The 24,262-nt window shown below is 65.9% G+C and carries 16 protein-coding genes and 2 pseudogenes; 10 read left to right on the top strand and 8 right to left on the bottom strand.

Features of this window, described 5'->3' with window-relative positions; all coding sequences use genetic code 11:
* Positions 1-137: 137 nt before the first annotated feature.
* Both G6P99_RS44200 and G6P99_RS44195 read left to right on the top strand, forming a co-directional pair.
* On the top strand, positions 138-1,064 hold the full coding sequence (locus G6P99_RS44200) for a methyltransferase domain-containing protein (RefSeq protein ID WP_029077849.1): 927 nt from the start codon (positions 138-140) through the stop codon (positions 1,062-1,064).
* Between the two features lie 289 nt (positions 1,065-1,353).
* Complete coding sequence (locus G6P99_RS44195) at positions 1,354-2,580, top strand: ABC transporter substrate-binding protein (protein WP_029077827.1); 1,227 nt, start codon at positions 1,354-1,356, stop codon at positions 2,578-2,580.
* Between the two features lie 62 nt (positions 2,581-2,642).
* On the opposite strand, the pseudogene G6P99_RS44190 reads toward G6P99_RS44195, so the two are convergent.
* A pseudogene (locus tag G6P99_RS44190) lies at positions 2,643-3,805 on the bottom strand (IS4 family transposase).
* Positions 3,806-4,121: 316 nt separating this feature from the next.
* Between G6P99_RS44190 and G6P99_RS44185 the strand changes: the two are divergent.
* Positions 4,122-6,878, top strand: a complete 2,757-nt coding sequence (locus G6P99_RS44185) for a ligase-associated DNA damage response DEXH box helicase (RefSeq protein ID WP_035975914.1) — start codon at positions 4,122-4,124, stop codon at positions 6,876-6,878.
* 54 nt (positions 6,879-6,932) lie between these two features.
* Positions 6,933-7,604 (top strand): ligase-associated DNA damage response endonuclease PdeM, encoded by a 672-nt coding sequence (gene pdeM, locus G6P99_RS44180; protein WP_035975828.1) that lies wholly within the window; start codon positions 6,933-6,935, stop codon positions 7,602-7,604.
* 199 nt (positions 7,605-7,803) lie between these two features.
* Here the strand turns inward: pdeM and G6P99_RS44175 are convergent, their stop codons facing one another.
* Entirely contained in the window at positions 7,804-8,667 is an 864-nt protein-coding gene (locus tag G6P99_RS44175) for a LysR family transcriptional regulator (RefSeq protein WP_029077824.1), read from the bottom strand.
* 96 nt (positions 8,668-8,763) lie between these two features.
* Here G6P99_RS44175 and G6P99_RS44170 point away from each other — a divergent pair, with 96 nt between their 5' ends.
* On the top strand, positions 8,764-9,690 hold the full coding sequence (locus tag G6P99_RS44170) for a DMT family transporter (RefSeq protein ID WP_165126528.1): 927 nt from the start codon (positions 8,764-8,766) through the stop codon (positions 9,688-9,690).
* A gap of 87 nt (positions 9,691-9,777) precedes the next feature.
* Positions 9,778-11,104, top strand: a pseudogene (locus G6P99_RS44165) (Nramp family divalent metal transporter).
* 9 nt (positions 11,105-11,113) lie between these two features.
* Here G6P99_RS44165 and G6P99_RS44160 read toward each other — a convergent pair.
* Positions 11,114-11,596, bottom strand: a complete 483-nt coding sequence (locus G6P99_RS44160) for an Lrp/AsnC family transcriptional regulator (RefSeq protein WP_029077822.1) — start codon at positions 11,594-11,596, stop codon at positions 11,114-11,116.
* Between the two features lie 145 nt (positions 11,597-11,741).
* Here G6P99_RS44160 and G6P99_RS44155 point away from each other — a divergent pair, with 145 nt between their 5' ends.
* Positions 11,742-13,052, top strand: coding sequence for an aspartate aminotransferase family protein (locus tag G6P99_RS44155; protein WP_029077821.1), 1,311 nt, complete (start codon positions 11,742-11,744; stop codon positions 13,050-13,052).
* Positions 13,053-13,064: 12 nt separating this feature from the next.
* Here the strand turns inward: G6P99_RS44155 and G6P99_RS44150 are convergent, their stop codons facing one another.
* The 5 genes from G6P99_RS44150 to G6P99_RS44130 all read right to left on the bottom strand — a co-directional run bounded on the left by G6P99_RS44150 (position 13,065) and on the right by G6P99_RS44130 (position 20,437).
* On the bottom strand, positions 13,065-13,802 hold the full coding sequence (locus tag G6P99_RS44150) for a TIGR02186 family protein (RefSeq protein WP_371261117.1): 738 nt from the start codon (positions 13,800-13,802) through the stop codon (positions 13,065-13,067).
* Positions 13,803-13,843: 41 nt separating this feature from the next.
* A complete protein-coding gene (locus tag G6P99_RS44145; RefSeq protein WP_029077819.1) occupies positions 13,844-14,776 on the bottom strand; it encodes a sulfite exporter TauE/SafE family protein in 933 nt (310 codons plus the stop codon).
* Between the two features lie 262 nt (positions 14,777-15,038).
* Complete coding sequence (locus G6P99_RS44140) at positions 15,039-15,872, bottom strand: hypothetical protein (protein ID WP_029077818.1); 834 nt, start codon at positions 15,870-15,872, stop codon at positions 15,039-15,041.
* A 116-nt stretch (positions 15,873-15,988) separates the two neighbouring features.
* Complete coding sequence (locus G6P99_RS44135) at positions 15,989-19,570, bottom strand: tetratricopeptide repeat protein (RefSeq protein WP_029077817.1); 3,582 nt, start codon at positions 19,568-19,570, stop codon at positions 15,989-15,991.
* Between the two features lie 279 nt (positions 19,571-19,849).
* Complete coding sequence (locus G6P99_RS44130; protein ID WP_029077816.1) at positions 19,850-20,437, bottom strand: PadR family transcriptional regulator; 588 nt, start codon at positions 20,435-20,437, stop codon at positions 19,850-19,852.
* Positions 20,438-20,598: 161 nt separating this feature from the next.
* Between G6P99_RS44130 and G6P99_RS44125 the strand changes: the two genes are divergently transcribed.
* The 3 genes from G6P99_RS44125 to G6P99_RS44115 all read left to right on the top strand — a co-directional run bounded on the left by G6P99_RS44125 (position 20,599) and on the right by G6P99_RS44115 (position 24,195).
* Entirely contained in the window at positions 20,599-21,015 is a 417-nt protein-coding gene (locus G6P99_RS44125; protein ID WP_029077815.1) for a nuclear transport factor 2 family protein, read from the top strand.
* A 108-nt stretch (positions 21,016-21,123) separates the two neighbouring features.
* Entirely contained in the window at positions 21,124-22,911 is a 1,788-nt protein-coding gene (locus tag G6P99_RS44120) for an acyl-CoA dehydrogenase C-terminal domain-containing protein (RefSeq protein ID WP_029077814.1), read from the top strand.
* Between the two features lie 75 nt (positions 22,912-22,986).
* Complete coding sequence (locus G6P99_RS44115; RefSeq protein ID WP_029077813.1) at positions 22,987-24,195, top strand: acetyl-CoA C-acetyltransferase; 1,209 nt, start codon at positions 22,987-22,989, stop codon at positions 24,193-24,195.
* The last annotated feature ends 67 nt before the right edge of the window (positions 24,196-24,262 follow it).

Raw genomic sequence — 24,262 nt, 5'->3', positions numbered from 1 at the left:
GCTCGATCCCTGATGTTTAGCAGTCATGCGCGGGCTTGACCCGCGCTCCCATCTCCGGAAAGAGTCGGTGCTTTGATGGATGGCCCTAACAGGCCGAGATCGGTTCCTGAAGGCAAGATCGGTTCGTTAAGAAGAGAATGGCCCCCCGCCTGTTTCTATCCTCCGGCGACCTCGTCGCCGACCGCCGCTACGAGTTCGCGCGCGACCTGCAATTGAAGGGCGATTTGTCGGCTGCCGCCGAGCTGCTCGAACAGGCGATCGAGCTGGCGCCGAAATTCTCGTCCGCCTGGTTCACGCTCGGCAAGATCCGCCTCGAACTCGGCCAGCGCGAGGCCGCGATCGCAGCCTTCCGCGCCGCGCGCGAAGTCGATCCCGAAGACCGTCATGGCGCCGGCCTGCATCTGATGCAGCTCGGCGTCGAGGCCGTCAGCGCGATGCCGCCGGGCTATGTGCAGACGTTGTTCGATCAGTATGCGCCGCGGTTCGAGGCCGCGCTGGTCGACGACCTCGGCTATCGCGGCCCGGCGCTGTTGTTCAAGGCCGTACTGTCGGTGCGCGCGAGCGCAAAGAAACCGGCCTTCTTCAAGCGCGCGATCGATCTCGGATGCGGCACCGGACTGGCCGCCGGCGCGTTCGCGGAGCATGTCGATCGCTTCATCGGCATCGACCTGTCGCCGCGCATGATCGACAAGGCGCGCGCCACAGCCCTCTATGCCGAGCTCGAGGTCGACGACATGCTCAACGGCATTTCGGGCAAGCCGGACGCCAGCGCCGAATTGATTCTCGCCGCGGATGCGATGGTCTATGTCGCCGATCTCGCACCGCTGCTCGCCGAGGCCGCGCGCGTGCTGCTGCCAGGCGGCGTGCTCGCCTTCACGACCGAGACCCATGACGGCGAGGGCGTCATCATCGGCGAAGGGCTGCGCTATGCGCACAGCGCGCCCTACGTGCGTGCCTCCGTCGCCGCCGCAGGGCTGACACTGGCGCTGCTCGACGATCTCTCGGCGCGCAATGAAGATAACATCCCGGCGCCCGGGCTGGTCGCCGTCGCCGTCAAGCCGTGATGCTTTCTTACCCTCTCCCCTTGTGGGAGAGGGTGGTTCGATGCGGTAGCATCGAAGCCGGGTGAGGGGTCTCTATCCGCGGATGCAGACCCCTCATCCGGCGCGGACGCTGTCCGCGCCACCTTCTCCCACAAGGGGAGAAGGGAAGAGTCGTCCGCGTTGTGTGCTCAAACTTGAGTCTACACGCTACGCATTTGCCGTGACGCGGCATTGCGCCGCAAAGCGGTGACTTCGCGCTTGCCCGGCGCAGGGCGGAATGCGAGAGCTTTTCGCCTCAGGGAGAGAAGCAATGAAAAAACATACTCGGCGCGAGTTCGGCGCCACCGCATTGTCTGTCATCGCAGCGTCCGTGCTGCCCGCGCCGTTCGTCCGGGCCGCGGACAAGAAGTACGATCCGGGTGCGAGCGACACCGAGATCAAGCTCGGTCAGACCGTGCCGCATTCCGGCCCCGGCTCGCTCTATGGCGTGCTCGGCCGCGTCGGCGAAGCCTATTTCCAGATGCTGAACGACAAGGGCGGCATCAACGGCCGCAAGGTGAAATTCCTCACCATGGACGACGCCTACAGTGCGCCGAAATGCGTCGAGGCGACGCGCCGCCTGGTCGAGCAGGAGGAGGTGCTGGCGCTCTATGGCTCGCTCGGCACCGCGCCGCAGACCTCCGTGCACAAATACCTCAATTCCAAGGGCGTGCCTCAGCTGTTGCTGAACACCGGCGCCTCGAAGTGGAACGACCCGAAGAATTTCAAATGGACCATGGCGGGCCTGCCGCTCTATCCGACCGAAGCGCGCATCCTGGCCAAGCACGTCGTCAGCGTGAAGCCGAACGCCAAGATCGGCATCCTCTACCAGAACGACGATTTCGGCCGTGATTTCCTGGGGCCGTTCAAGAAGGTGCTGGCCGATGCCGGCGGCACCGCGCAGGTGATCATGGAGCAGATCTACGATCTCACCGATCCGACGGTCGATTCCCAGCTCATCAATCTCTCGAAGTCGGGCGCCGACGTGTTCTACAACATCACCACCGGCAAGGCGACGTCGCAGTCGATCCGCAAGGTGGCCGAGCTCGGCTGGAAGCCGTTGCAGCTGTTGTCGGCGGGCTCGACCGGCCGCTCGATCCTGAGCGCCGCGGGACTCGAGAACGCCAAGGACATCGTCGCGATCCGCTACAACAAGGAAGTCGGCGTGCCGCGCTACGAGAAGGATGCCGATGTGGTGGCGTTCGAGGAACTGCGCAAGAAGTACCTGCCGAATATCGACCCCGACAACACCATCGCATTCGCCGGCTACGGCCAGGCCGCGACGATGGGAGAGATCCTGCGCCGCTGCGGCGACGATCTGACCCGCGCCAATGTGCTCAAGCACGCCACCACGCTGGCCGGCTTCCACTCGCCCTATTTCCTCGACGGCATCAATTACAGCTACACGCCCGACAACTACACGCCGATGAAGACGCTCTATGTCTCGATCTTCAACGGCAAGGATTGGGACCTCTCCGGCGAGCCGATGACGGAGTAGGCGGCGGGCACCGCACTATCGTCTCCCTCGCCCCGCTCTTGCGCAGGGCTGTCCGGGAAAGCTCAGCCATAGCAGAACTCCATCTGGTTGGCGGAGGCTGTGGGTTTGCTGGGGCTGGGGTTGCTGGGCGGAGGCTTGTCGATAGTGGCAAGGGATCGGCGGGTGAACAGGAACTGGCCGACAAGTTCGGCCAGCCTGAGGGGAAGCATTTTGATGCAGTTGGCCCGCGCAGCGATGCGTAGCAGCAGGTAGGCAATCATCCTGCAAGCACTTGCAGGCGGATCGCATTGTCGTTGGTGCCGAGAAACTTGCGGATATCGAGATGCTGCTTGATCCAGCGGAATAGCAGTTCGATCTGCCACCGGCTCTTGTAGAGGGCGGCGATCTCGACGGCCGTTCGCGTCATATCGTTGGTGAGAAGCGTGATCACGCCGCCGTTCTCCCGCCTGACCTTGATGCGCCGCAGTGGTATCGGCAGTCGCGAGTCGCCTTTGCTGGTGAGCTTCACCTCGTCATCGGCGATGACCTTGAAGCCATCGCCCTTGCGCTTGCGATTAGTGCGTCGCTTGATCTTGCGGAGACGCATGCTTGTCTTCGCCCGGGTGACGAAAAAAGCCTTGCTGTCATTGATCTTCTGCCACCAGTCGAAGCGGCAATATCCCTTATCGAACACGTAGGTTGTGCCCACCTGGATAGGGACATGGCGACCGATCTCGATGTCATTGACGTTCGCATCCGTCACCTCGACGCAGTCCGGGACATCGCCCTTGGGATCGTAGACCATATGCAGCTTCATGCCACGGATGCGGCCGTTCCACGCCGCCCAGGTGCAGAGCTTGCCCAGCGGGATCGGACTGGCGTCGATCAGGCGCACCATCTCCTGGCCTTCGCTCCGCAACTGCCGGCTTGCCATCGCTGATAGTCTGGCAAAGGTTTGCGCAAAAACGCCGGACGGGCGGCGGGCATTGGCATCCGATAGCGTCGAGCGGGACAACCTGCCGGTGCCCAGATGATAGTGGTGCTGAGGATTGGCGTTGAAGCCGGCCACCACGGCGCGCAGGCTGTCGTGACTGCTCAGCTGCGCATAGATCAGCGCCACCAGGTGATCCCAACTCCTGAACGATTTGTCGTAGGCATCCCCGTCCAGACGATCCACAGCCGTCTGAAACTGCCGTCGATTGATCGGTTCAAGCAGCCTTCCAAAAATGCTATCGCGGAATCGCATGCTCGGCCTTCTGTGTCTCGACAACCAGAAAAGGCCGATTTGCCTCGGTCTTGCCGAGCATGCACCGCGACATAGTGAATCATTCCCCGGACAGCCCTGCGCTCTTGCGGGGAGAGGGCGGGGTGAGGGGCTCTCTCCACAAGGCGGTGTAAGCCGACAGACCTGTACCCCCTCACCCGGAATTCAAGCGGTGCTTGAATTTCGACCTCTCCCCGCAAGCGGGGCGAGGTAAGGGACCAGCGCAACGGGGCAGTGCCACCTGCTGCCATCCCGCTTCGCCCTCGACGAAACCGCCTGAACCACCTACCTCTTGGGCGTGTCGACGCTCGATCTCTTTTCCGTCACGCCGTCGGAAACGGCCGATCTCTTGCCGCGCCGGTTTCGCGACTGGTTCGCCTCACGCGGCTGGTCGCCGCGCGAGCATCAACTCGCGCTGTTGGCGAAAGCGCGCGAGGCGCGCTCGGCGCTGCTGATCGCGCCCACGGGCGCGGGCAAGACGCTGGCGGGTTTCCTGCCGACGCTGGTGGAGTTGAGTGGGGAGGGCGAAGAAACACAGCGGCATACTCGATCGCCACCTCCCCCCTTGCGGGGGAGGTCGACGTCCTCTGACGCGCAATTGCGCGTCGGAGGACGGCGGGAGAGGGGTACGCCGCTTGCTCCGAACGATACGGCTTACCCCTCTCCCCAACCCTCCCCCGCAAGGGGGGAGGGAGCCCTACCAGCGAGCGCCGCTGAGCCAAGAACGAATCTCATCTCCACGGGCCGCGGCGTTCGCCGCTCCGCCGGCTTGCACACCCTCTACATCTCGCCGTTGAAAGCGCTCGCGGTCGACATCGCGCGCAACCTGGAGACGCCGGTTGCCGAGATGGGACTGCCGATCAGGATCGAGACCCGCACCGGCGACACGCCGGTGTCGCGGCGGCAGCGGCAGCGGCGCTATCCGCCGGATATTCTGCTCACCACGCCCGAGCAACTCGCGCTGCTGCTCGCCTCCGACGATGCGCCTTTTCTGTTCTCCTCGCTGAAGCGCATCGTGCTCGACGAGCTGCATGCGCTGGTCACCTCCAAGCGCGGCGACCTGCTGTCGCTCGGGCTGGCGCGACTCTGGACCATCGCGCCACAGGCGCGCGCGATCGGCCTCTCGGCGACGGTGGCCGAACCTGAGCAGCTGGCGCGCTTCCTGGTGCCGCAGCCGGGCGGCGCGAGCGTGTCCGCCGACGTCGTCACCGCCGGCGGCGCCGCGCCGCCGGTGGTCGAGATGCTCGACACGCGGGAGCGGCTGCCATGGTCGGGCCACAGCGCGCGCCATGCGCTGCCCGAGGTCTATGAGCTGATCAAGCGCAACAAGACCACGCTGGTGTTCGTCAACACCCGCAGCCAGGCCGAGATGCTGTTCCAGGATCTCTGGCGCATGAACGACGATGGGCTCGCGATCGCGCTGCATCACGGCTCGCTCGACGTCGCGCAGCGCCGCAAGGTCGAGGACGCGATGGCCGCCGGCCGCCTGCGCGGCGTGGTCTGCACCTCATCGCTCGACCTCGGTGTCGACTGGGGCGATGTCGACCTCGTCATCAATATCGGTGCGCCCAAGGGATCGTCGCGGCTGATGCAGCGGATCGGCCGCGCCAACCACCGCTTCGACGAGGCCTCGCGCGCCGTGCTGGTGCCGGCCAACCGGTTCGAGGTGCTGGAATGCCGTGTCGCGATCGATGCCATCGCCGAGAATGCGCAGGACACGCCGCCGCTGCGCTCCGGCGCGCTCGACGTGCTCGCCCAGCACGTGCTCGGCTGCGCCTGCGGCAAGCCGTTTCTGTCCGATGAGCTCTACGATGAGGTCAGGACCGCGGCGCCCTATGCGTCGCTGGCCCGAACGAATTTCGACGACGTCGTCGACTTCGTCGCGACCGGCGGCTACGCGCTCAAGACCTATGAGCGTTTCGCGCGCATCAAGCAGGACAAGCAGGGCCGCTGGCGCGTCACCAATCCCAAGGTGCGGCAGAGCTATCGCCTCAACGTCGGCACCATCGTCGAGGAGACCATGCTGAAGGTGCGGCTGGTGCGGTCGCGCGCCGGCGGTAGCGGTTCGACCGGCGCGATCGCGCGCGGCGGCCGCATGCTCGGCGAGATCGAGGAAGCCTTCATCGAGGGCCTCGTGTCCGGCGACACGTTCGTGTTTGGCGGCGAGGTGGTGCGCTACGAGGCCTTGGTTGAAGACCAGGTCTACGTCTCCCGCGCCAATGATAAGGATGCAAAAGTGCCGTCCTATATGGGCGGCAAGTTCCCGCTCTCGACCTATCTCGCCGAGCGCGTCCGCAAATTGCTCGACAACAGCCGTGCCTGGACCGCGCTGCCGGATCAGGTGCACGACTGGCTGTCATTGCAGCGAAAGTTCTCCCGCGTCCCGGCGGCGCGCGAGTTGCTGGTGGAAACCTTTCCGCGCGGCGGCAGCCATTATCTGGTCTGCTATCCGTTCGAGGGCCGGCTCGCGCATCAGACGCTCGGCATGCTGCTGACTCGCCGGCTGGAGCGCGCCCGCGCCCGTCCGCTCGGCTTCGTCGCCAATGAATATGCGCTCGCGGTCTGGGGCGTCGGCGATCTCTCCTTCATGATCCGGCAGGGCAAGCTCGATCTCAACGCGCTGTTCGATCCCGACATGCTCGGCGACGACCTCGAAGCATGGCTCGCAGAATCCGCGCTGATGAAGCGGACCTTCCGCAATTGCGCCATCATCTCCGGCCTGATCGCGCGCCGCTTCACCGACGAGGAGAAGTCGCGCCGCCAGGTGCTGTTCTCGACCGACCTGATCTACGACGTGCTGCGCAAGCACCAGGCCGACCATGTGCTGCTGCGCGCCGCGCGCGGCGATGCCGCCACAGGGTTGCTCGATCTCCGCCGCCTCAGCGACATGCTTTCCCGCATCCACGGCCGAATCACCCACAAGGCGCTCGATCACGTTTCCCCGCTTGCCGTGCCCGCGCTGCTGGAAATCGGCCGCGAGTCAGTTTATGGCGAAGCATCCGACGAGCTTCTGGCCGAGGCGGCCGAGGAACTCGTGCGGGAGGCGACGACATAACGCTGAGGACCGGATGTGACGGCGAGCGCGCAGGTTTTGAGAGACGGTGACGACATGCGCGTTTCCAGGGTCACGGTGGCGGATATCGGCTTCGTGGCGGATTTCTCCGGCGCGCTGTTCTGGGAACAGCAAAGCCTGCTCGTGGTGTCCGACCTGCATCTGGAAAAAGGCTCGAGCTTCGCTGCCCGCGGCGTGCTGCTGCCGCCCTACGACACGGTCGCGACGCTGAGCCGGCTTGCCGCGGTGATCGCGCGGCACGATCCGCGGCAGGTGATCGCGCTCGGTGACAGCTTTCACGATCGCGACGCGCATGCACGCCTGTCGGGGCCGGATCGCGAGGCGCTCGCGGCGCTGCAGATGCGGCGTAACTGGATCTGGATCTCGGGTAACCACGATCCGGCGCTGCCGACCAATCTCGGCGGCGTGGTCGCGACCGAAGTCGCGATCGGCCCGATCGTGTTCCGCCATGAGCCGACGGGCGCGAGCGGCGAGATCGCCGGCCATCTGCATCCCAAGGCCCGGGTGCCGACCCGCGGCCGCTCGATCGAGCGGCGGTGCTTTGCCTCTGACGGCGAGCGTGCGGTGATGCCGGCCTTCGGTGCCTACACCGGCGGCCTGAGCATCCGCGACGCGGCGTTCGCGAGGATTTTCGGATCGCCCGGCTTCATGGCCCACGTGCTCGGCGACAACCGTGTGCACGCGTTCGCGGCGTCACGGTGTTATTGACGATCGTGACCAGCCCACTCCAACCTGCCACCATTCTCGGTGTCGTCCCGGGCAAGCGAAGCGCGACCCGGGACCCATAACCACCGATAGTCGTTGTTGCGCGTCGCTGGGGCCAAAGCTTACTTCGGCAACACAACCCTGTGGTTATGGGTCCCTGCTTTCGCAGGGACGACGGCAGAGGTTATTGCGGCACTCAGCCCTACGCCGCCTTCGCCTGCACGCTCTCGCAATACTCCGCCAGCCTGTCCGCCAGCCGCAGCGTCGCGGGGCTGGCGTCGGGGGCTGCGACAAGCGCGACCTCGGTCCGCTCGATCGGCGCAAAGCCGTCTTTCGCGGTGAGAACGCGATGCTCCGCCTGGATCGACATCTCCGAGAGGATGCTGAGCCCAAGGCCGGCGGCGACCGCGGCCTGGATGCCGGCGAGGCTGGAGGAGGTGTAGGCCATGTGCCAGTTGCGGCCGGCGCTCTCCAGCGCATGGATGGCGCGGGCGCGATAGAGGCAGCCCGAGGCGAAACCGATCAGCGGCACCGAGCCGGCCGCAACGTCACGCGGATGGCTCTTGCTGGTGACCCAGTGCACGCGTTCCGGCCACACCGCGATGCCGCCCTTCTCATCGGCGGCGCGCTTGATCAGCGCGAGATCGAGATCGCCGCGCTCCAGATCGCGGTACAGGAACAGGCTTTGGCCGGAGCGCACGTCGAGCCGCAAATTCGGATGGCTGCGCGAGAAGGTCGCGAGCAGCTTTGTCAGCCGATAGGCGGCAAAATCCTCGGTGATGCCGATCCGGATCGCGCCTTCGCTGCCGGGGCGCGACACCACATCACGCGCCTCTTCGGCGAGCGACAGCAGCCGCCGCGCATAGCTCAACAGCCGCTCGCCGGCCTCCGTCGGGGTCACATCCTTGCCGCTGCGAATCAGCAAGGGCTGGCCGACGTCCTCCTCCAGGCGCTTGATCTGCTGACTGACAGTCGATTGCGTACGGTGGACGCGCTCGCCGGCGCGGGTGAAGCCGCCGGCATCGACCACCGAGACGAAACTGCGCAGCAGCTCCAGATCGAGCATCGCAGCCTCCATTAATAAATCCACTGGATGTCAGTTTATCATTTAATTTCCAAATATCAAGGCGCGGGCCTAGATCATGGGCGAAGGAGAATGCCCATGTCCGCCGCAACCTCGTTGGCCGCCCCCCGTACCCGCTTCAATACCCTGCCGCTGCTGATCGCGCTGTTTTGCCTGCTCTGGAGCTATGCCTTCGTCGCCGGCAAGATCGGCGTCACCGATTGCCCGCCGCTGATCCTGCTCGCCGCGCGGTTTTCGCTCGCCGGCGTCCTGATCCTTGCCGTCTCCTGGCTGCGCAGCGACAGATGGGACCTCACCTGGCGCGACGCCGCGGTGTTTGCCGTGATCGGCGTCGCCAACAACGCGCTCTATCTCGGCCTTGGCTATACCGGGCTGAAGACGGTGTCCGCCGGGCTCGGCGCACTGATCGTCTCGGCCAATCCGGTATTCACCGCCATGCTGGCGGCGATGTTCCTCGGTGAGAGCATGACCTTGCGCAAGGTCGTGGGCCTCGTGCTCGGCATCGTCGGCGTTGCCTTTATCGTCTGGCATCGCTTGAAGGTCGGCACCGATAGCCCGCACGGCATCCTGTTCACCTTGGCCTCGCTCGCCTCGATTGTCGCCGGCACCATGTTGTTCAAGCTGCTGGCGCCGAAGGGCAGTCTGTGGATCGGCAACGGCATTCAGAACATCGCCGGCGGACTTGCAGTGATGCCGTTCGCCTTCACGCTCTCCAGCATCAGCGACATCGTGCCAAGCATGCGGCTCGCCGGCGCCTTCGCCTTCCTGGTGCTCGGCGGCTCGATCCTCGCCTATCTGCTCTGGTTTCATCTCCTGAAGGTGTGTGGCGCGACCGCAGCCAGCGCCTATCACTTCCTGATGCCGCCGCTCGGCATGCTGTTCGCCTACCTCGTGCTCGGCGAGCATGTCGAATTTCGCGACCTGCTAGGCATCGTTCCGGTTGCGCTCGGCATCTATCTGGTGACCCGCCCTGCCGCCGCCGCGCCCAAGAGGAATGTGACGTGAGCATCACCACGCTACGGCCATAGAGCTACAGGTTTCATCGGAGGAACCCTGCGGTATCCGGTTCGTTGTCGCGACGGCCGGAACCGCATGACACACAAGACCTCGCGAAAACATCACGACAAGTCGGGCAGCGCGCCGGCTGAGAAAGCTCCGCGCCAGCCGTTTAGCTTCCGTAATGTCCTGAAGACGCTCGGCCCCGGTTTGATCACCGGGGCCTCCGACGACGACCCGTCGGGGATCGGCACCTACAGCCAGGCCGGCGCGCAACTCGGCTACGGCATCGGTTGGACCATGCTGCTGACATTCCCGTTGATGACCGCGATCCAGGAGATTTCCGCGCGGGTCGGCCGCGTCACCGGGCACGGCCTTTCGGGCAATGTCTGCCGACATTATCCACCTTGGCTGCTGGTCATCGTGGTGACGCTGCTGTCCATCGCCAATACCATCAACATCGCGGCCGACCTCTCGGCGATGGCGGATGCGACAAAACTCCTGATCGGCGGGCCGGCCATCCTCTACGTCGTGCTGTTCGGCGTCGGTGGCCGCCCAGATTTTCATGAACTACCGGCGCTACGTCGCCGTCCTGAAATGGTTGACGCTCAGCCTGTTCGCCTATGTTGCGGCGCTCGCGTTTGCCAAGGTGTCGTGGACAGAGGCCTTGGCCGGCGTGCTGGTGCCGCGCATCACCTGGAGCGCGGACTATTTCACCACCATCGTCGCGATCCTCGGCACCACGATCTCGCCCTATCTGTTCTTCTGGCAGGCCTCGCAGGAGGCCGAGGAGCAGCGGATCGACGCCAGCAAGCAACCGCTGATCGAGCGGCAATACGGCGCGCAGCGCGAATTCTCGCGCATCCGCGCTGATACCATCACCGGCATGGCGTTCTCCAACGTGATTGCGCTGTCGATCATCGTCACCGCCGCGGCCACGCTGCATTCCGCCGGCAAGACCGATATCCAGACCTCGGCGCAAGCCGCCGAGGCATTGCGCCCGATCGCAGGACCCTTTGCCGAGGTGATCTTCGCGCTCGGCATCGTCGGCACCGGCCTGCTGGCGATCCCGGTGCTTGCCGGCGCAACGGCCTACGCGGTCGGCGAAGGACGGCGGTGGTCTGTCGGGCTGGCACGCAAGCCGAAGGAGGCAATCGCATTCTATTTGGTGCTGGCGCTGTCGGGCGGCATCGGCATCGCGCTCAACTTCACCCCGATCGATCCGATCTCGGCGCTGTACTGGAGCGCGGTCGTCAACGGCGTGCTCGCGGTGCCCGTGATGGTGCTGCTGATGTTCATGGCCCGCCACAAGCCGGTGATGGGACGCTTCGTGATCGGCGGGTGGCTCTACTGGCTCGGCTGGCTCTCGACCGCTTCGATGGCGCTCAGCGTGATCGCGATGGGCGTCGGGCTGCTCCTATGATCCCCGCGGTCAGAACAGCGAGGGATCGATCCTGGTCGTCGATTTGACCTTTCGCAGGATGATGGTGGTGCGGTAGCTCGCGATATCGGTGTCGCGATGCATGAGGCGGTCGAGGATGAATGATTGATAGCGTGCGAGGTCGGAAGACACGACACGGAGCGAGTAATCCCAATCGCCGGCAATCATGCAGCATTCGACGACCTCCGGAAGGCCGGTCACCTTCTTCTCGAAGCGCTCGAAGGATTCCCTGGTCTGCTGCTTGAGGCGGACCTCGACGATCACGTCGAACCCGAGCCCGATCTTGGCTGGGTCCACCAGCGCCACGTAGGAGCGGATGACGCCGGTCTCTTCGAGCGTCCGGACGCGTCGCATGCAGGGGGCGGACGAGAGGCCGATCTGTTCGGCCAGCTCGAGATTGGTGATGCGCCCCTCGACCTGCAGCAGGTCGAGGATTTTTCGGTCGATCTCGTCGAGCACCGTCGTGGTTCCCATTTCTTTCGCATTTTCCGTATCTTGCGCAATTAATTGCAGAAGAGGCGGCCAAATGCATCCCAAAACGCAATGTCATTGCGATGGTGCGCGCTTAGGATGCTCTGCGAGAACCTGAATTCGTGGCGATTCATCAAAGGGAACGGGCATGGCCGGAAATGACGACAAATCGTTCTGGGACCGCGCACGGCATCACCTCATCCGTTATGGCGGGACGTTCGCTCCTGTGATCATCGAGCGCGCCTCCGGATCCTTCGTCTATGACGCCGACGGCCGCGCCATCCTCGACTTCACGTCCGGCCAGATGAGCGCCGTGCTCGGTCACGGTCACCCCGAGATCGTCAAGACGATCAGCGAACATGCCGAACGGCTCGACCATCTGTTCAGCGGCATGCTGACGCGCCCGGTCGTCTCGCTGGCCGAACAGCTCGCCGAGTTGCTGCCGCCGGGACTTGATCGCGTCATGCTGCTGAGCACGGGGGCTGAGTCGAACGAGGCGGCCATCAAGATGGCCAAGCTCTTCACCGGCGGCTTCGAGACCGTTGCGTTCGCGCAGTCCTGGCACGGAATGACCTCGGGCGCGGCCGCGACGACCTATTCGGCCGGCCGCAAGGGTTATGGTCCCGCGCCGGTCGGCTCGCTCGCGATCCCGACGCCGAACCCCTATCGTCCCCGCTTCGGCAATGCGGACGATTGGCGAGCCGAATTGGCCTATGCCTTCGATCTGGTCGATCGCCAGTCGACCGGATCGCTCGCGTGTATGATCGCCGAGCCGATCCTGAGCTCCGGCGGGCTGATCGATCTGCCGGAAGGCTACCTTGCCGAGCTGAAGCAGCTGTGCGGTGCGCGGGGCATGCTGCTGATCGTCGACGAGGCACAGACCGGTCTTGGCCGGACCGGCGCGATGTTCGCCTTCGAGCGCGACCGCGCCGTGCCTGATATCCTCACTTTGTCGAAGACGCTCGGCGCCGGCCTGCCTTTGGCCGCGGTCATCACGTCAGCCGAAATCGAGGAGCGGTGTCACGAGCGCGGCTTCCTGTTTTACACGACACATGTGTCGGACCCGATGCCGGCCGCGGTCGGGCTGAAGGTCATCGAGATCATCCTGCGCGACAGACTGGTCGAGCGCGCCAGGACTGCGGGTGCGCGGCTGAGGGAAGGGCTCCTCGCCCTGCAGAACCGGTTCGAATGCATCGGTGACGTGCGCGGGCGAGGGCTGATGCAGGGCATCGAGATCGTGCGCGACCGCCACAGCAAGGAGCCTGACGAAGCGCTCGGAACGCTTGTGTCGCAGCGCTGCATGGAGCTCGGACTGAGCACCAACATCGTGCAATTGCCCGGCATGGGCAGCGTGTTCCGCATCGCTCCGCCGCTCACGATCAGCGACGACGAGATCGATCTTGGCCTCTCGATCCTGAGCGACGCTTTCGAAAGCACGTTGCAACGGCAGGGCGCTTGAAAGACTGGCAGATCAATCCTTGCGGAACACGATCGAGGCCATCCAGCCGGTCATCAGCGCCATGAATGCGGTGACGAGGCCGTAGACCAGGCCGTTCTGCCGCGCGGTGGTGGCGACGAACTGCTCGAAGCCGACCTTGACGATCTCGAACGCGGTCTCGGTCTTGGTCACCAGCGCGCCGTCGGCAAACAGCTTGATCTCGACATTGTAGGTGCCGATCGGCACCTCCGCCGGCAACGGAATGCCGGTGCGGAACAGGGTCGGGGTCAGGAACGTCACCGCCGAGGTCGCCTCACTGTATAGCCCGTGCTCGGAGCGCAGCCGGACGAAGGCGCTGCGGAAAGGATCGTTCGGCACCACGTCGGCATAGTCGGCCCCGACCCGCTGCATCAGGAGCACGTTGTTGAGCCCGAGCTGCTGACGCCGCTGCACCTCGGGCGAGGCGATCTGGTCGAACGGACGGTTGGAGAACAGCGCGAGATAGCCCGGCACCTGCAGGAACTGCCGCGAATCGGTGTTGATCCAGATCCCGAATTTGCGCTCTTTGCGCCGCGTGACCATGTCGGCGCGCGGGCCGGAGACCGTGACGACGAGATCGTAATTGCCGCGATTGGGCGGCGTCTTGTCGTCCTTTTCGACCGAGCCGAACAGCACCAGCTCGCCGCCGGAATAATTCGGCGTCACCGTGACGCGGTGGTTGGAGACCGATACGATCAGCCGCTCGGCATGGGCGGGCGCCGCGGCAAGCATGGCGGTCACAACACCGGCGATGGCGAACAGCGTGCGCGATCTCATGGCGGGCCTCCGCCACTGCTTTCGCGGATGGTGAAGAGATCCTGCGGCCGGATCACGAGCTCGACCGCAAAGCGGATGCCGACCGCGAGCACGAGCAGGCCGAGCAGCAGGCGCAAGTGCTCGCCGCGGATCTTCTGGCCGGCGCGGGCGCCGAACTGCGCGCCGGTGACGCCGCCGATCATCAGGATCAGCGCCAGCACGGCGTCGACCAGATGGTTGGTCGCGGCGTGCAGCAGGGTGGCGAACACCATGGTGACGAGGGTGAGCACCATCGAGGTGCCGATCACGGTCGAGGTCGGCACCCGCAGCAGATAGATCATCAGCGGCACCAGGATGAAGCCGCCGCCGATGCCCATCACCGCGCCGATGAAGCCGATCACGAGCCCGACCACGACCACCGGGATGACGGAGAGGTAGATCTTGGAGCGCTTGAAGCGCAGCTTCAGCGGCAGGCCGTGGATCCAGCCATGGCTGCCGGGCTTGCGCAGCGTGACCGGGCCACCGCGGCGCGAACGCAGCATCGCGCGCAGGCCTTCCCAGAACATCAGCCCGCCGACCGTCGTCAGCAGGATGACGTAGGACAGCGCGATCATCAGGTCGAGCTGGCCCAGCGAGCGCAGGAAGGTGAAGGTCCACACCCCGAGTGCGGTGCCGATGGTGCCTCCGACCAGCAGGACCGCTGCCAGCAGCGGATCGATCGCGCGTCTGCGCCAATAGGAGATCGCGCCGGAGAAGGAGGAGGCAGCGATATGGCTTGCGACCGAGGCCACCGCGACCGCGGGCGCGATGCCGACGAAGATCAAAAGCGGCGTCATCAGGAAGCCGCCGCCGATCCCGAACATGCCGGAGACGAATCCAACCGCCGCGCCCATCGCCAGGATGAGGAAGACATTGACCGGAATGTCGGCGATCGGGAGGTACAGCTGCACGCGCGTCGCTTCTTGTCGGTTCGCCGCGAGCTGGGCGCAAGGCCGCATCACGGCGTGATGTCGTTCGGGGCATTCTCCGGCTGAACGAATCCGGTCAGCGCGCAAGAAGCAGGCGAACGCGGGTCGATTGCCGCATTCTTGCATAACTGAAATCGGCGGGGGGAGGGACTAAAGATTCCGCCCCGGAGAGCATTTTTCGCCGCACGTTGCAGCTCAGCTGCGGACGTGGTTGATAATTCAGATTAATGACGTCCGTGTTGCCTCAGGGCCGATCGACCGGCCTGGTGATCAGGTTCAGCGCGAGCGCTTCCTTCGGGCTCAGCCAGCGGATATCCGAGGTCTGCGACATCGCCTCGACGATCCCGGACGAGACGCCCATCTTGGTCATGTAGCCCAGCACCATGCCCTGGATGCGTTGTGCCTCGGCGAGGGGATCGCTGACCGGTGCGCTCGTCGTGAAGCGATGCACGCCGAGCCGCGAGCCCGCGATGCCATAACGGGTCTGACCGCCGGCAAAGACCAGCACGCAGGCGCTGGCGCAGGCGGCGGGGCGGAGCTTGCCCGATGGGTCTGATGTGGCGACGGCGGTGACGAGCCCGCGGGTGCGGATCGCCTCGCCCATGATGGCGGCCTGGTTCAGCGCGCCGCCCTGCGACGACAGCAGCACGGCATCACCCGGTTTGAGACGCGCCTCGCTGAGCCGGTCGCGGAGCCAGCTCGCGCTGGCCGAGCCGATCTTGCCGCTGATCGCAAGCGCCCGCCGGCCGCGGCCCGATCCGTCGATGTCGACATCGGGAATCACCGCCGACGTCATGCTCGCCGCGATGTAGGTCTCGCGCCAGAAGTCCCAGGCGCCGGGCGTCGACAGGTCGCGGTAGGCCTGGATGGCAACGCTCGACAGCAGCAGGACAAAGATGATGATGGACCAGAGCGAGAACCGGAAGGCACGAGGCGGTGACGGCGCGTTGCCTTGCGGCGGCGCGTTGGGACGCGCGGCAAATGGCGACGGCCTCTCGCGCGGCGGCGCGACCCGGGGACCGGTCGGCGACGAACGGTGGGCTCCCGCTGCATCATCCTGACGGTCATCGACAGACAAGCCGGCTCCTCCGGAACGCGTGCGTTAATGGCGCGGGACTGCGCACCTCTCTACACGGCGGGAGGGCAGAGGTATAGCAGAGCGGCGCCGTCAAGGCGCCGCAGCCATTCTGAAATCTAGTGAGCTGGAGCGGCCAATGCCGCGGTCCGCTTCGATGGTTGCTTGGCGGCGGGCTTCGCCGCCGCGGGCTGCGCCGGGGCCGTGTCCCAGCCACCGGCGGGGGCCGGCACGTTGACCGCGTCGCTCGGTTGCGGCTCGGCGGTGAAGGTCTGGATCGCAAGCTTCGCCGCGGCCAGCGACTGCGGGTCGAGCCGCTTGGCGATGTCGTCGCGCTTGTGACCCGCGTCGGCGTCGCCCTGCGCAGCCGCGAGGCTGAACCACTTGAAGGATTCGGCGAGGTTCTGTTCGACGCCGATGCCGCGGGCATAGAGGATGCCGAGATTGACCTGGCTGTCGGCGACGCCGCGATCGGCCGCCTTGCGGAACCACTGCGCCGCGCTCTTGTAGTCAGCGCCCTTGCCGCCGCCATCGGCGTCGAGCACGGCGAGGTTATGCATCGCCTTGGCGCTGCCGCGCTCGGCGGCCTGCACGTAGTAGCGCCGCGCCATATCGAAGTCGCGCTTCACGCTAAGGCCCTTCTCGTAGAAGGTGCCGAGCCGGAACATCGCGGGCACCACGCCGGCCTGTGCCGCGCGGCCATACCATTTGGCGGCCTCGTCGAGATTGGCGGTCACGCCCTTGCCCTCGGCGAAGCGGATGCCGACCTCGTAGGCCGCGGCCGCATCGCCCTTGATCGCGGCCGTGCGCAATGCCGGCCCGCCGATCGCGTCGGGCAGCTTCTCGCCTGCGGGAATCTGGATCGTGCCGAGCTTGCCGCCAAGCGGCGGCGCGGTCGGAATTGTGCCGGTGATGTCGTTGGTTCCGGCCGGTGCCGCCGCGGCCGGAGCTGCTGACGGCACTGGAGCAGCGGCGGGCGCCGCGGCCTGCGGGATCGTGACCTGCGCGCTGTCGAGCGTGTTCGGCGCCGGCGTGTTGTTGGACTGGCGGCCGAGCGGGGTCGGCGAGGTCATCGACGGCACGGGCAGGCCAGACGGCGCGGCCGGTGCAGGCGCCGCGGAATTCTCGGCCGGCGGCTGCAGCGGCAGCGGGGGCGCGGCCGGCTCGCTGTGCTCGATCGCCGGCATCTGCGGCGCGGAGCTGGTGTCGAGCAGGTTCATCGCCATCTTGGCGGTAGAGAGCAGGATCACGACCACGCTCGCGCCGACCAGCAGCGAGCGGATCTTCGAGGTGATGGTCGACGGCTCGGCCTCCGACGCGCCAGTCGCAGGTGCACCGGCCTTTCCGGCAGCGGCCTTCGCGGCCTTGTCGGCCTTGTCCTTGGCCTTGGCTGCGGCCTTGCTCGCGGCGCGCGCCGCCTTCTCGTTGACGGGTTGCACGGCCGCGGCCTGCGCGGCGCGGCGCGCGGCGGCGATGAAGCTCGATGTCGAGACGGGCTCCTTCTTGCCGGCGGGAAGATCAGAGATCGCGCGCTCGGAATCCGCAATGCGCTCCGATGGCGACGACATGCGGCCCGAGGGGCGCGTGCCGGGCTCGAGCGGATGATCAGGCGGCAATTCCGGTGCGATCGCGGCGCGCGCGGACGCCGCGTGCGGTTCGAGGATCTCGCTGATCGCGCGCGGCGGTAGCGGCGGCGGCGCGGGCTCGACCGGCTGCGCGGCATGGAATTCGCGCGGCGCGGACATGAAGTGCTCCTGCGCCTGCGCAGGATTCGGCAATTCGGGCCTGTAAGCTTCAGGCTGATACGTTTCAGGCTTGTACGTTTCGGATCTGGGCTGCGGCATTGCCGCGCGCGGCATCTCCATCCGCGGTGCTTCCATCCGCGGCTCGGCCGGCGCGGGGGCGGGCGGAGCCGTGCGCACCGTGCGCAGATCGTTCTCGATCATCGCCAGGCGATCGACGACATGGCCGAGCGTGTTGTGAACGGTCTCCAGCGAATCCTGGGTGCGGCGATCGGTCTCCGACTGGCTGAAGCGGATGTCGGACAGCTCGCGCTTCACCAGGTCGACGATGCCGGTGTCCATCATCGGCTGCGGCGCGGCGCCATTGAAGTTGCGGGTGGCGTCGGCGAGCGAGGCGATGTGGGCGTGCTGCGCCTCGAGGTGCCGCATGATGTCATGCAGACCTTCCTCGACGCGGCCAAGATTGCCGGAGCGCTGGTCGGCGGACTCTAGCCGCTCGAGCAGATACGAGACGCGCTGCTCGAGATGCGTAAATGCCGATGAGCTGTCATTGCCGACCTGCAACCGGTCGATCCGCTCCGACAGAGCGCGCACCGCCCCTTCGATGGCATCGCCATTGTCGTAGCCGGCCGGCCGCTCGCGGCTTTCCAGCGTCGAGGCCAGCGCGGCAATGCGCTGCTCGATCCCGGCAAAGGCATCGCCGTGGGATTCGCTGCGCGACATCTGCGACAGCTGGTCGACCTTCGCCGACAGCGCGTGCACGTCGGAGGAGAGCTGCAGCAGCGCGTCGTTGGAGGCGACATTGGAAACGATGGCGCGCAGCGCCGCGATCGCGCTCTCGAGCTGATGCACGGTCGACGGATCGTCGTTGGCGCGCAGGATCATGTCGAGCTTGGCGCCGAGATTGCGGATCGCCTCGTCATAACCCGTGAGCTGCTCGGCCGGGGTCAGCGTGCGCAGCGCCTCGCGGATTTCCGACAGTGCGCGCTCGATGCCGGCGATCGCCGGGGCCTGGCCGTTGCTGCTGTCCTGGCGGATCTCGTCGATCCGGTGATGCAGCGAGCGGATCTCGTTCTCGATCGATTCAATCGCGCGGCGCGGCATCGCCTCGGTGATGACCTGGCGGATCTCCGCCAACTCGCCGCGGAAGGTCGCGATCGACTGCTCGATATGGTCGGGCCGCTGCAGCGCCTCGATCTGGCTCGTGATCTTGAGCAGATGGCGCTCGAGCGAGGAGAAGTCGGGGCCGGCGGGCGCGGCCGGCGGCGGCGTGTAGGCGGCCATCGGCGGGGCCGATGGCGGCATCGGCGGCGCGCTGCGCGGCGGCATCTGCCGTGATGCTGATGCGTCGAGTTCGTTCTGGCGTGCGGCGATTTCCGCGATCGCGGAATCGAACGACGCCGGGCTCAGCGGTGGCGAGGGGCGGTAGACCTGGGCTGCGGCGCGCTCGACCGCCTCGGTCTGGCGCAGCCGCTCCTGCAATTGGCGCTCCTGCGACTGGCGGTCCTGGACCTGGCGGTCCGGCATCTGCGGCTCGCGCTGCATCTGCGGTTCACGCACCGGCTGGGGCTGCGGCTCGCGCGCCGGCTGCGGCCGCGAGATCTGCGACAGCCGCGCGTCGAGGCGCGAGATCGCGTCGTTCAGCTGCCGCGCAACGGCGGGCTGGCCGCGCGGTATTTCGGCGCGCACGGCTTCGCCGCGCGACAATGGTTTTGCGATCTGTTCGATCTGGTGGGTGATGGCGTCGAGCCGCTGATGGATATCGGCGACCTCGCGGCTTTCCCGGCTCGGCATCGGCTGCTGCCGTTGCTCCATGCGCCAATCCGGCGGGCTCGGTTCGCCGACGGTGGAATTGAGCCAGTCGTTCAGCGACATGCCGGCGCGGCGCGCCGCCGCCTCTGCCCTTTCGCGGACGGAGGGATCGATGCCGTCAACACTCCACGATACGCGCGAATTCATGATTCCGTCCGGTCCCGACTCCGGCGCTACACCCTGCGCCCCGCAGCCTCCCCGCGCATTCCCGTTAAGAGACAATCGAATTCTGCGCTGGTCGTCTGCTTCAGCTGCTGACTTTTTCCCGTCACGGTAAATAACGGGTTAAGGAATGCGGCCGGCGGGCCTTAAAGTTAGGGAATCCGGGAACCTGTTGCGCCGGATCAGGACAGGGCTAGCGTTTTTCGGCGAAAAGGATTCCGCTTCGCGCGACCGCAGCACGCCGCGACCAGACTGAGATTGTTTCTAGCCGTTGCTCTCGCGCTTGCCGTCGTCGAGCGGCAGCACATTGCCGCGACCGGAGATCGCCGACAGCGCGTCGAGCGCCTCCTCGCACCACTCGATCACGACGCGCTCGTGGCGCATCCCGATGCGCAAGCCCAGCATCTTGCCGACATCGGCCGGCGGCGCGGTGCCGTCGGGAAAGCGCTTGTTGAGCAGGCGCTCGTAGCGCTCATAGCGGTCGCGGTGATGCTCGAGCCGCGCCATCAGGTCGGTGCGCAGCGGCTCGATGTCGACGCAGTCGAGCGCATAGAGCCGGACCAGCAGGTCGTCCTTGATCGACGGCGGAACGCTCGGCCGCGCCGCCCAATGCTTCAGCGCCGCGCGGCCCTCGGGCGTCAGGGTGTAGACCAGCTTGTTGGGTTTGCCCGACTGCACCACCTCGCGGCCCTGGACGTGGCCCTTGTCGCGCAGCCGCGAGAGCTCCCGGTAGATCTGCTGATGGTCGGCCTTCCAGAAAAAGCCGATCGAGGCATCGAACGTCTTGGCGAGCTCATAGCCTGTCATCGGACGTTCCGTGAGGCATGCGAGGATTGCGTCACCGAGTGCCAACGCCCACCTCCATCTGAGTTCCCGACAAGACCGTTCTGAAGTTCGCTTGACTTTATGCATTACTGTGCATATGCGTCAATATGCATATCGTGATCGGCGTGCCGCCTTGTCGCGCGCGCCGGTGTTCAGACTTCCCAACCCCCGCCGCAGGAGACGTCCGAATGAGCAAGCCGGGCCTCGACAAGTGGTACGCCTACATGAAGTCCCACGACACCGCCGCTTTGTGGGATCTGCTGCATCCCGATGCGGTGTTCGAAAGTCCGGTCGTGCACACGCCGCAGCGCGGCCGCGACATCACCTTCAAATATCTCACCAGCGCCGCCAAGGTTCTCGGCGGCCCGACCTTCAAGTATCTGGGTGAGTGGCGCAACGACACCGGCGCGGTGCTCGAGTTCGAGAACGAGATCGACGGCATCAAGCTCAACGGCGTCGACATCATCACCTTAGATGGTGACGGCCGGATCACGCATTTCAAGGTGATGGTGCGTCCGCTCAAGGCGATCAACCTGCTGCATCGGCTGATGGGCGAGCAGTTGATGCAGCAAAGCGGCGCAACGTCGCAATCACAGTCTCGATAGGACCTGCCGCGGACCTCCGGAACCGGATAAGGTCCGCTCCAACAAACCAACGACAAAGCTGCGCCAGCGTCAGTCGCACATGCGACCACGGCCAGCCGGGAGACCAGCATGCCAACCTACAAAGCCCCCGTTGAAGACGTCAGCTTTCTGCTGAACGACGTTTTCCAGATCGATCGCTACGGCAATCTTCCCGGCTTCACCGACGCGTCGGCCGATGTGCGCGAGGCGATCCTCGGCGAGGCCGCCAAGCTTAGCGAGGAAGTGCTGCAGCCGCTCAACCGGGTCGGCGATCTCGAAGGCTGCAAGCGCAGTGACGACGGCAACGTCACCACGCCGAAAGGGTTCAAGGACGCCTTCAAGCAGGTCGCCGAAGGCGGCTGGCTCGGCCTGGCGGCGCCGACTGAGTATGGCGGCCAGGGCCTGCCGGTGACGCTCTCGCAGGTGGTCGGCGAATTCCAGATCTCCGCCAACATGGCGTTCTCGATGTATGGCGGCCTCACCATGGGCGCGACCGCGGCGCTGCTGGTGCACGGCACGCCCGAGCAGAAGAAGACCTATGTGCCGAAGATGGTCGCCGGCGAGTGGACCGGCACCATGAACCTGACCGAGCCGCAGTGCGGCACCGATCTCGGCCTGCTCCGCACCAAGGCGGTGCGCCAGGCCGACGGCAGCTTCAAGATCACGGGCACCAAGATCTTCATCTCCGCCGGCGAGCACGACCTCACTGAGAACATCATCCATCTGGTGCTTGCTCGCGTCGAGGGCGCGCCGGCCGGCATCAAGGGTGTGTCGCTGTTCGTGGTGCCGAAGGTGCTGGTCAATGCCGACGGCTCGCTCGGACAGCGCAACGGCGTCACCTGCGGCTCGATCGAGCACAAGATGGGCATCCACGGCAATTCCACCTGTGTGATGAACTACGACAACGCCACCGGCTGGCTGATCGGCGAAGAGAACAAGGGCATGCAGGGCATGTTCGTGATGATGAACGAGGCCCGCCTCGGCGTTGCGGTGCAGGGCCTCGCGCAGTCCGAAGTCGCCTATCAGAACGCGGTTGCCTATGCACGCGAGCGCCTGCAGGGCCGCGCGCTGACCGGCGTCAAGGCGGCCGACAAGCCAGCCGACCCGATCATCGTGCATCCCGACGTCCGCCGTACCCTGCTGACCATCCGCGCCTTCAACGAGGCGGCGCGCGCCATGGTGGTGTGGACCGCGCTGAAGAGCGACGTCGCGCATCGTTCCCAGGACCCCAAGGATCGCCAGGCCGCTGACGATCACATGGGCCTGATGACGCCGGTGCTGAAGGGCGTGCTGACCGACACCGGGTTTGCCAACACCGTCTCGGCGCAGCAGATGTTCGGAGGCCACGGCTATATCGCCGAGCACGGCATGGAGCAGTTCGTGCGCGATGCGCGGATCGCGATGATCTATGAGGGCGCCAACGGCATCCAGGCGCTCGACCTGGTCGGCCGCAAGCTGCCACGCGACGGCGGCCGCGCCGCGATGGCGTTCTTCGGCGAGGTCACGGCCTTCGCCAAGGAGCACGGCGCCGACGAAGCGATGAAGCCGTTCGTTGCTCCGCTTTCCGCCGCGCTCGGCCATCTGCAGCAGGCCACCGGCTGGCTGATGCAGAACGCGCTTGCCAAGCCCGACAATGCCGGCGCCGCCGCGACCGACTACATGAAATTGTTCGGCCTGGTCGCGCTCGGCTATATGTGGGCGAAGATGGCCAGGGTGGCGCAGGACAAGATCGCCGCCGGCACGACGCCCTACCTCAACACCAAGCTCGTCACCGGCCGCTTCTTCATGGAGCGGCTGCTGCCGGAGACCGCCGTGCACCTGGCGCGGATCCAGAGCGGCAGCGCCACCACGATGGAACTGGCTGCGGAAGCGTTCTGAAAAATTGCCGCCGCACCCCGTGCGGCGGCGCTTCCTTCCGTTATATATTATGATCCTCATATCAAGGAGGGCGTCATGCCTGAGGCATACATCTACGATCACGTTCGTACCCCGCGCGGCCGCGGCAAGGCCGATGGCGCGCTCCACGAGGTCACCGCGCTGGCGCTCGCCACGGCGCCGCTGACGGCGCTCAAAGAGCGCAACAATCTTCCCGAAAACTCCGTCGACGACGTCGTGCTCGGCGTGGTCGATCCGGTCGGCGAGGCCGGTTCCGACATCGCCCGCTTCGCGGCGCTGAAGGCCGGTCTCGGCGAGAAGGTGCCGGGCGTGCAGATCAGCCGCTTCTGCGCCTCCGGCCTCGATGCCGTGAACTTTGCCGCGGCCCAGATCATGAGCGGCCAGCATGAGCTCGTGATCGGCGGCGGCGCGGAATCGATGAGCCGCGTCGGTATCGGCGCCTCCGGCGGCGCCTGGCCGATGGATCCCTCGATGGCGGTGCCGGCCTATTTCATGCCGCAGGGCATCTCGGCCGACCTGATCGCGACCAAGTACGGTTTTTCGCGCGATGATGTCGATGCCTATGCCGTGCAGAGCCAGCAGCGCGCCGCCAAGGCCTGGGACGAGGGCCGCTTCAAGAACTCTGTCGTCCCGGTCAAGGACGTCAACGGCCTGACCATCCTCGCCAGGGACGAGCACATGCGCCCGACCACGACGATGCAGTCGCTGGCGCAGCTGCAGCCGTCCTTCGCGGCGCTGGCGGCGATGGCCGGCTTCGACGCGGTGGCAATCCAGTCGCATCCTGAGGTCGAGAAAGTCAATTACGTGCATCACGCCGGCAACTCTTCCGGCATCGTCGATGGAGCCGGCGCGGTGCTGCTCGGCAGCAAGGAGGCCGGCGCGAAGCACGGCCTGAAGCCGCGGGCAAGGATCCGCGCCTTCGCCAATATCGGCTCGGAGCCCGCGATGATGCTGACCGGCCCGGTCGACGTCACCGAAAAGCTGTTCGAGCGCTCCGGCATGAAGAAGTCGGACATCGACCTGTTCGAGCTCAACGAGGCCTTCGCCTCGGTGGTGCTGCGCTACATCCAGGCCTTCGACATCGACAACGCCAGGATCAACGTCAATGGCGGCGCAATCGCGCTCGGCCATCCGCTCGGCGCGACCGGCGCGATGATCCTCGGCACCGTGCTCGACGAGCTCGAGCGCACCAACAAGGAAACGGCGCTGGTGACGCTGTGCATCGGCGGCGGCATGGGCACCGCCACCATCATCGAGCGGGTGTGACGGCCGTGGGTCGTAGGGCGGGTTAGCCGAAGGCGTAACCCACCACGCCACCCCGAAGAAAACGGTG

It is taken from the genome of Bradyrhizobium sp. 6(2017) (assembly GCF_011058295.2).
In the GTDB taxonomy this organism is placed as follows: Bacteria; Pseudomonadota; Alphaproteobacteria; order Rhizobiales; family Xanthobacteraceae; genus Bradyrhizobium; species Bradyrhizobium septentrionale.
This window is presented reverse-complemented; position numbering and strand designations above follow the sequence as displayed.

Coding starts and splice junctions, on each gene's coding strand:
- G6P99_RS44200 (WP_029077849.1), top strand. CDS start 138: ATGGCCCCCCGCCTGTTTCTATCCTCCGGCGACCTCGTCGCCGACCGC.
- G6P99_RS44195 (WP_029077827.1), top strand. CDS start 1,354: ATGAAAAAACATACTCGGCGCGAGTTCGGCGCCACCGCATTGTCTGTC.
- pdeM (WP_035975828.1), top strand. CDS start 6,933: ATGCGCGTTTCCAGGGTCACGGTGGCGGATATCGGCTTCGTGGCGGAT.
- G6P99_RS44175 (WP_029077824.1), bottom strand. CDS start 8,667: ATGCTCGATCTGGAGCTGCTGCGCAGTTTCGTCTCGGTGGTCGATGCC.
- G6P99_RS44170 (WP_165126528.1), top strand. CDS start 8,764: ATGTCCGCCGCAACCTCGTTGGCCGCCCCCCGTACCCGCTTCAATACC.
- G6P99_RS44160 (WP_029077822.1), bottom strand. CDS start 11,596: ATGGGAACCACGACGGTGCTCGACGAGATCGACCGAAAAATCCTCGAC.
- G6P99_RS44155 (WP_029077821.1), top strand. CDS start 11,742: ATGGCCGGAAATGACGACAAATCGTTCTGGGACCGCGCACGGCATCAC.
- G6P99_RS44150 (WP_371261117.1), bottom strand. CDS start 13,802: ATGCTTGCCGCGGCGCCCGCCCATGCCGAGCGGCTGATCGTATCGGTC.
- G6P99_RS44135 (WP_029077817.1), bottom strand. CDS start 19,570: ATGAATTCGCGCGTATCGTGGAGTGTTGACGGCATCGATCCCTCCGTC.
- G6P99_RS44125 (WP_029077815.1), top strand. CDS start 20,599: ATGAGCAAGCCGGGCCTCGACAAGTGGTACGCCTACATGAAGTCCCAC.
- G6P99_RS44120 (WP_029077814.1), top strand. CDS start 21,124: ATGCCAACCTACAAAGCCCCCGTTGAAGACGTCAGCTTTCTGCTGAAC.
- G6P99_RS44115 (WP_029077813.1), top strand. CDS start 22,987: ATGCCTGAGGCATACATCTACGATCACGTTCGTACCCCGCGCGGCCGC.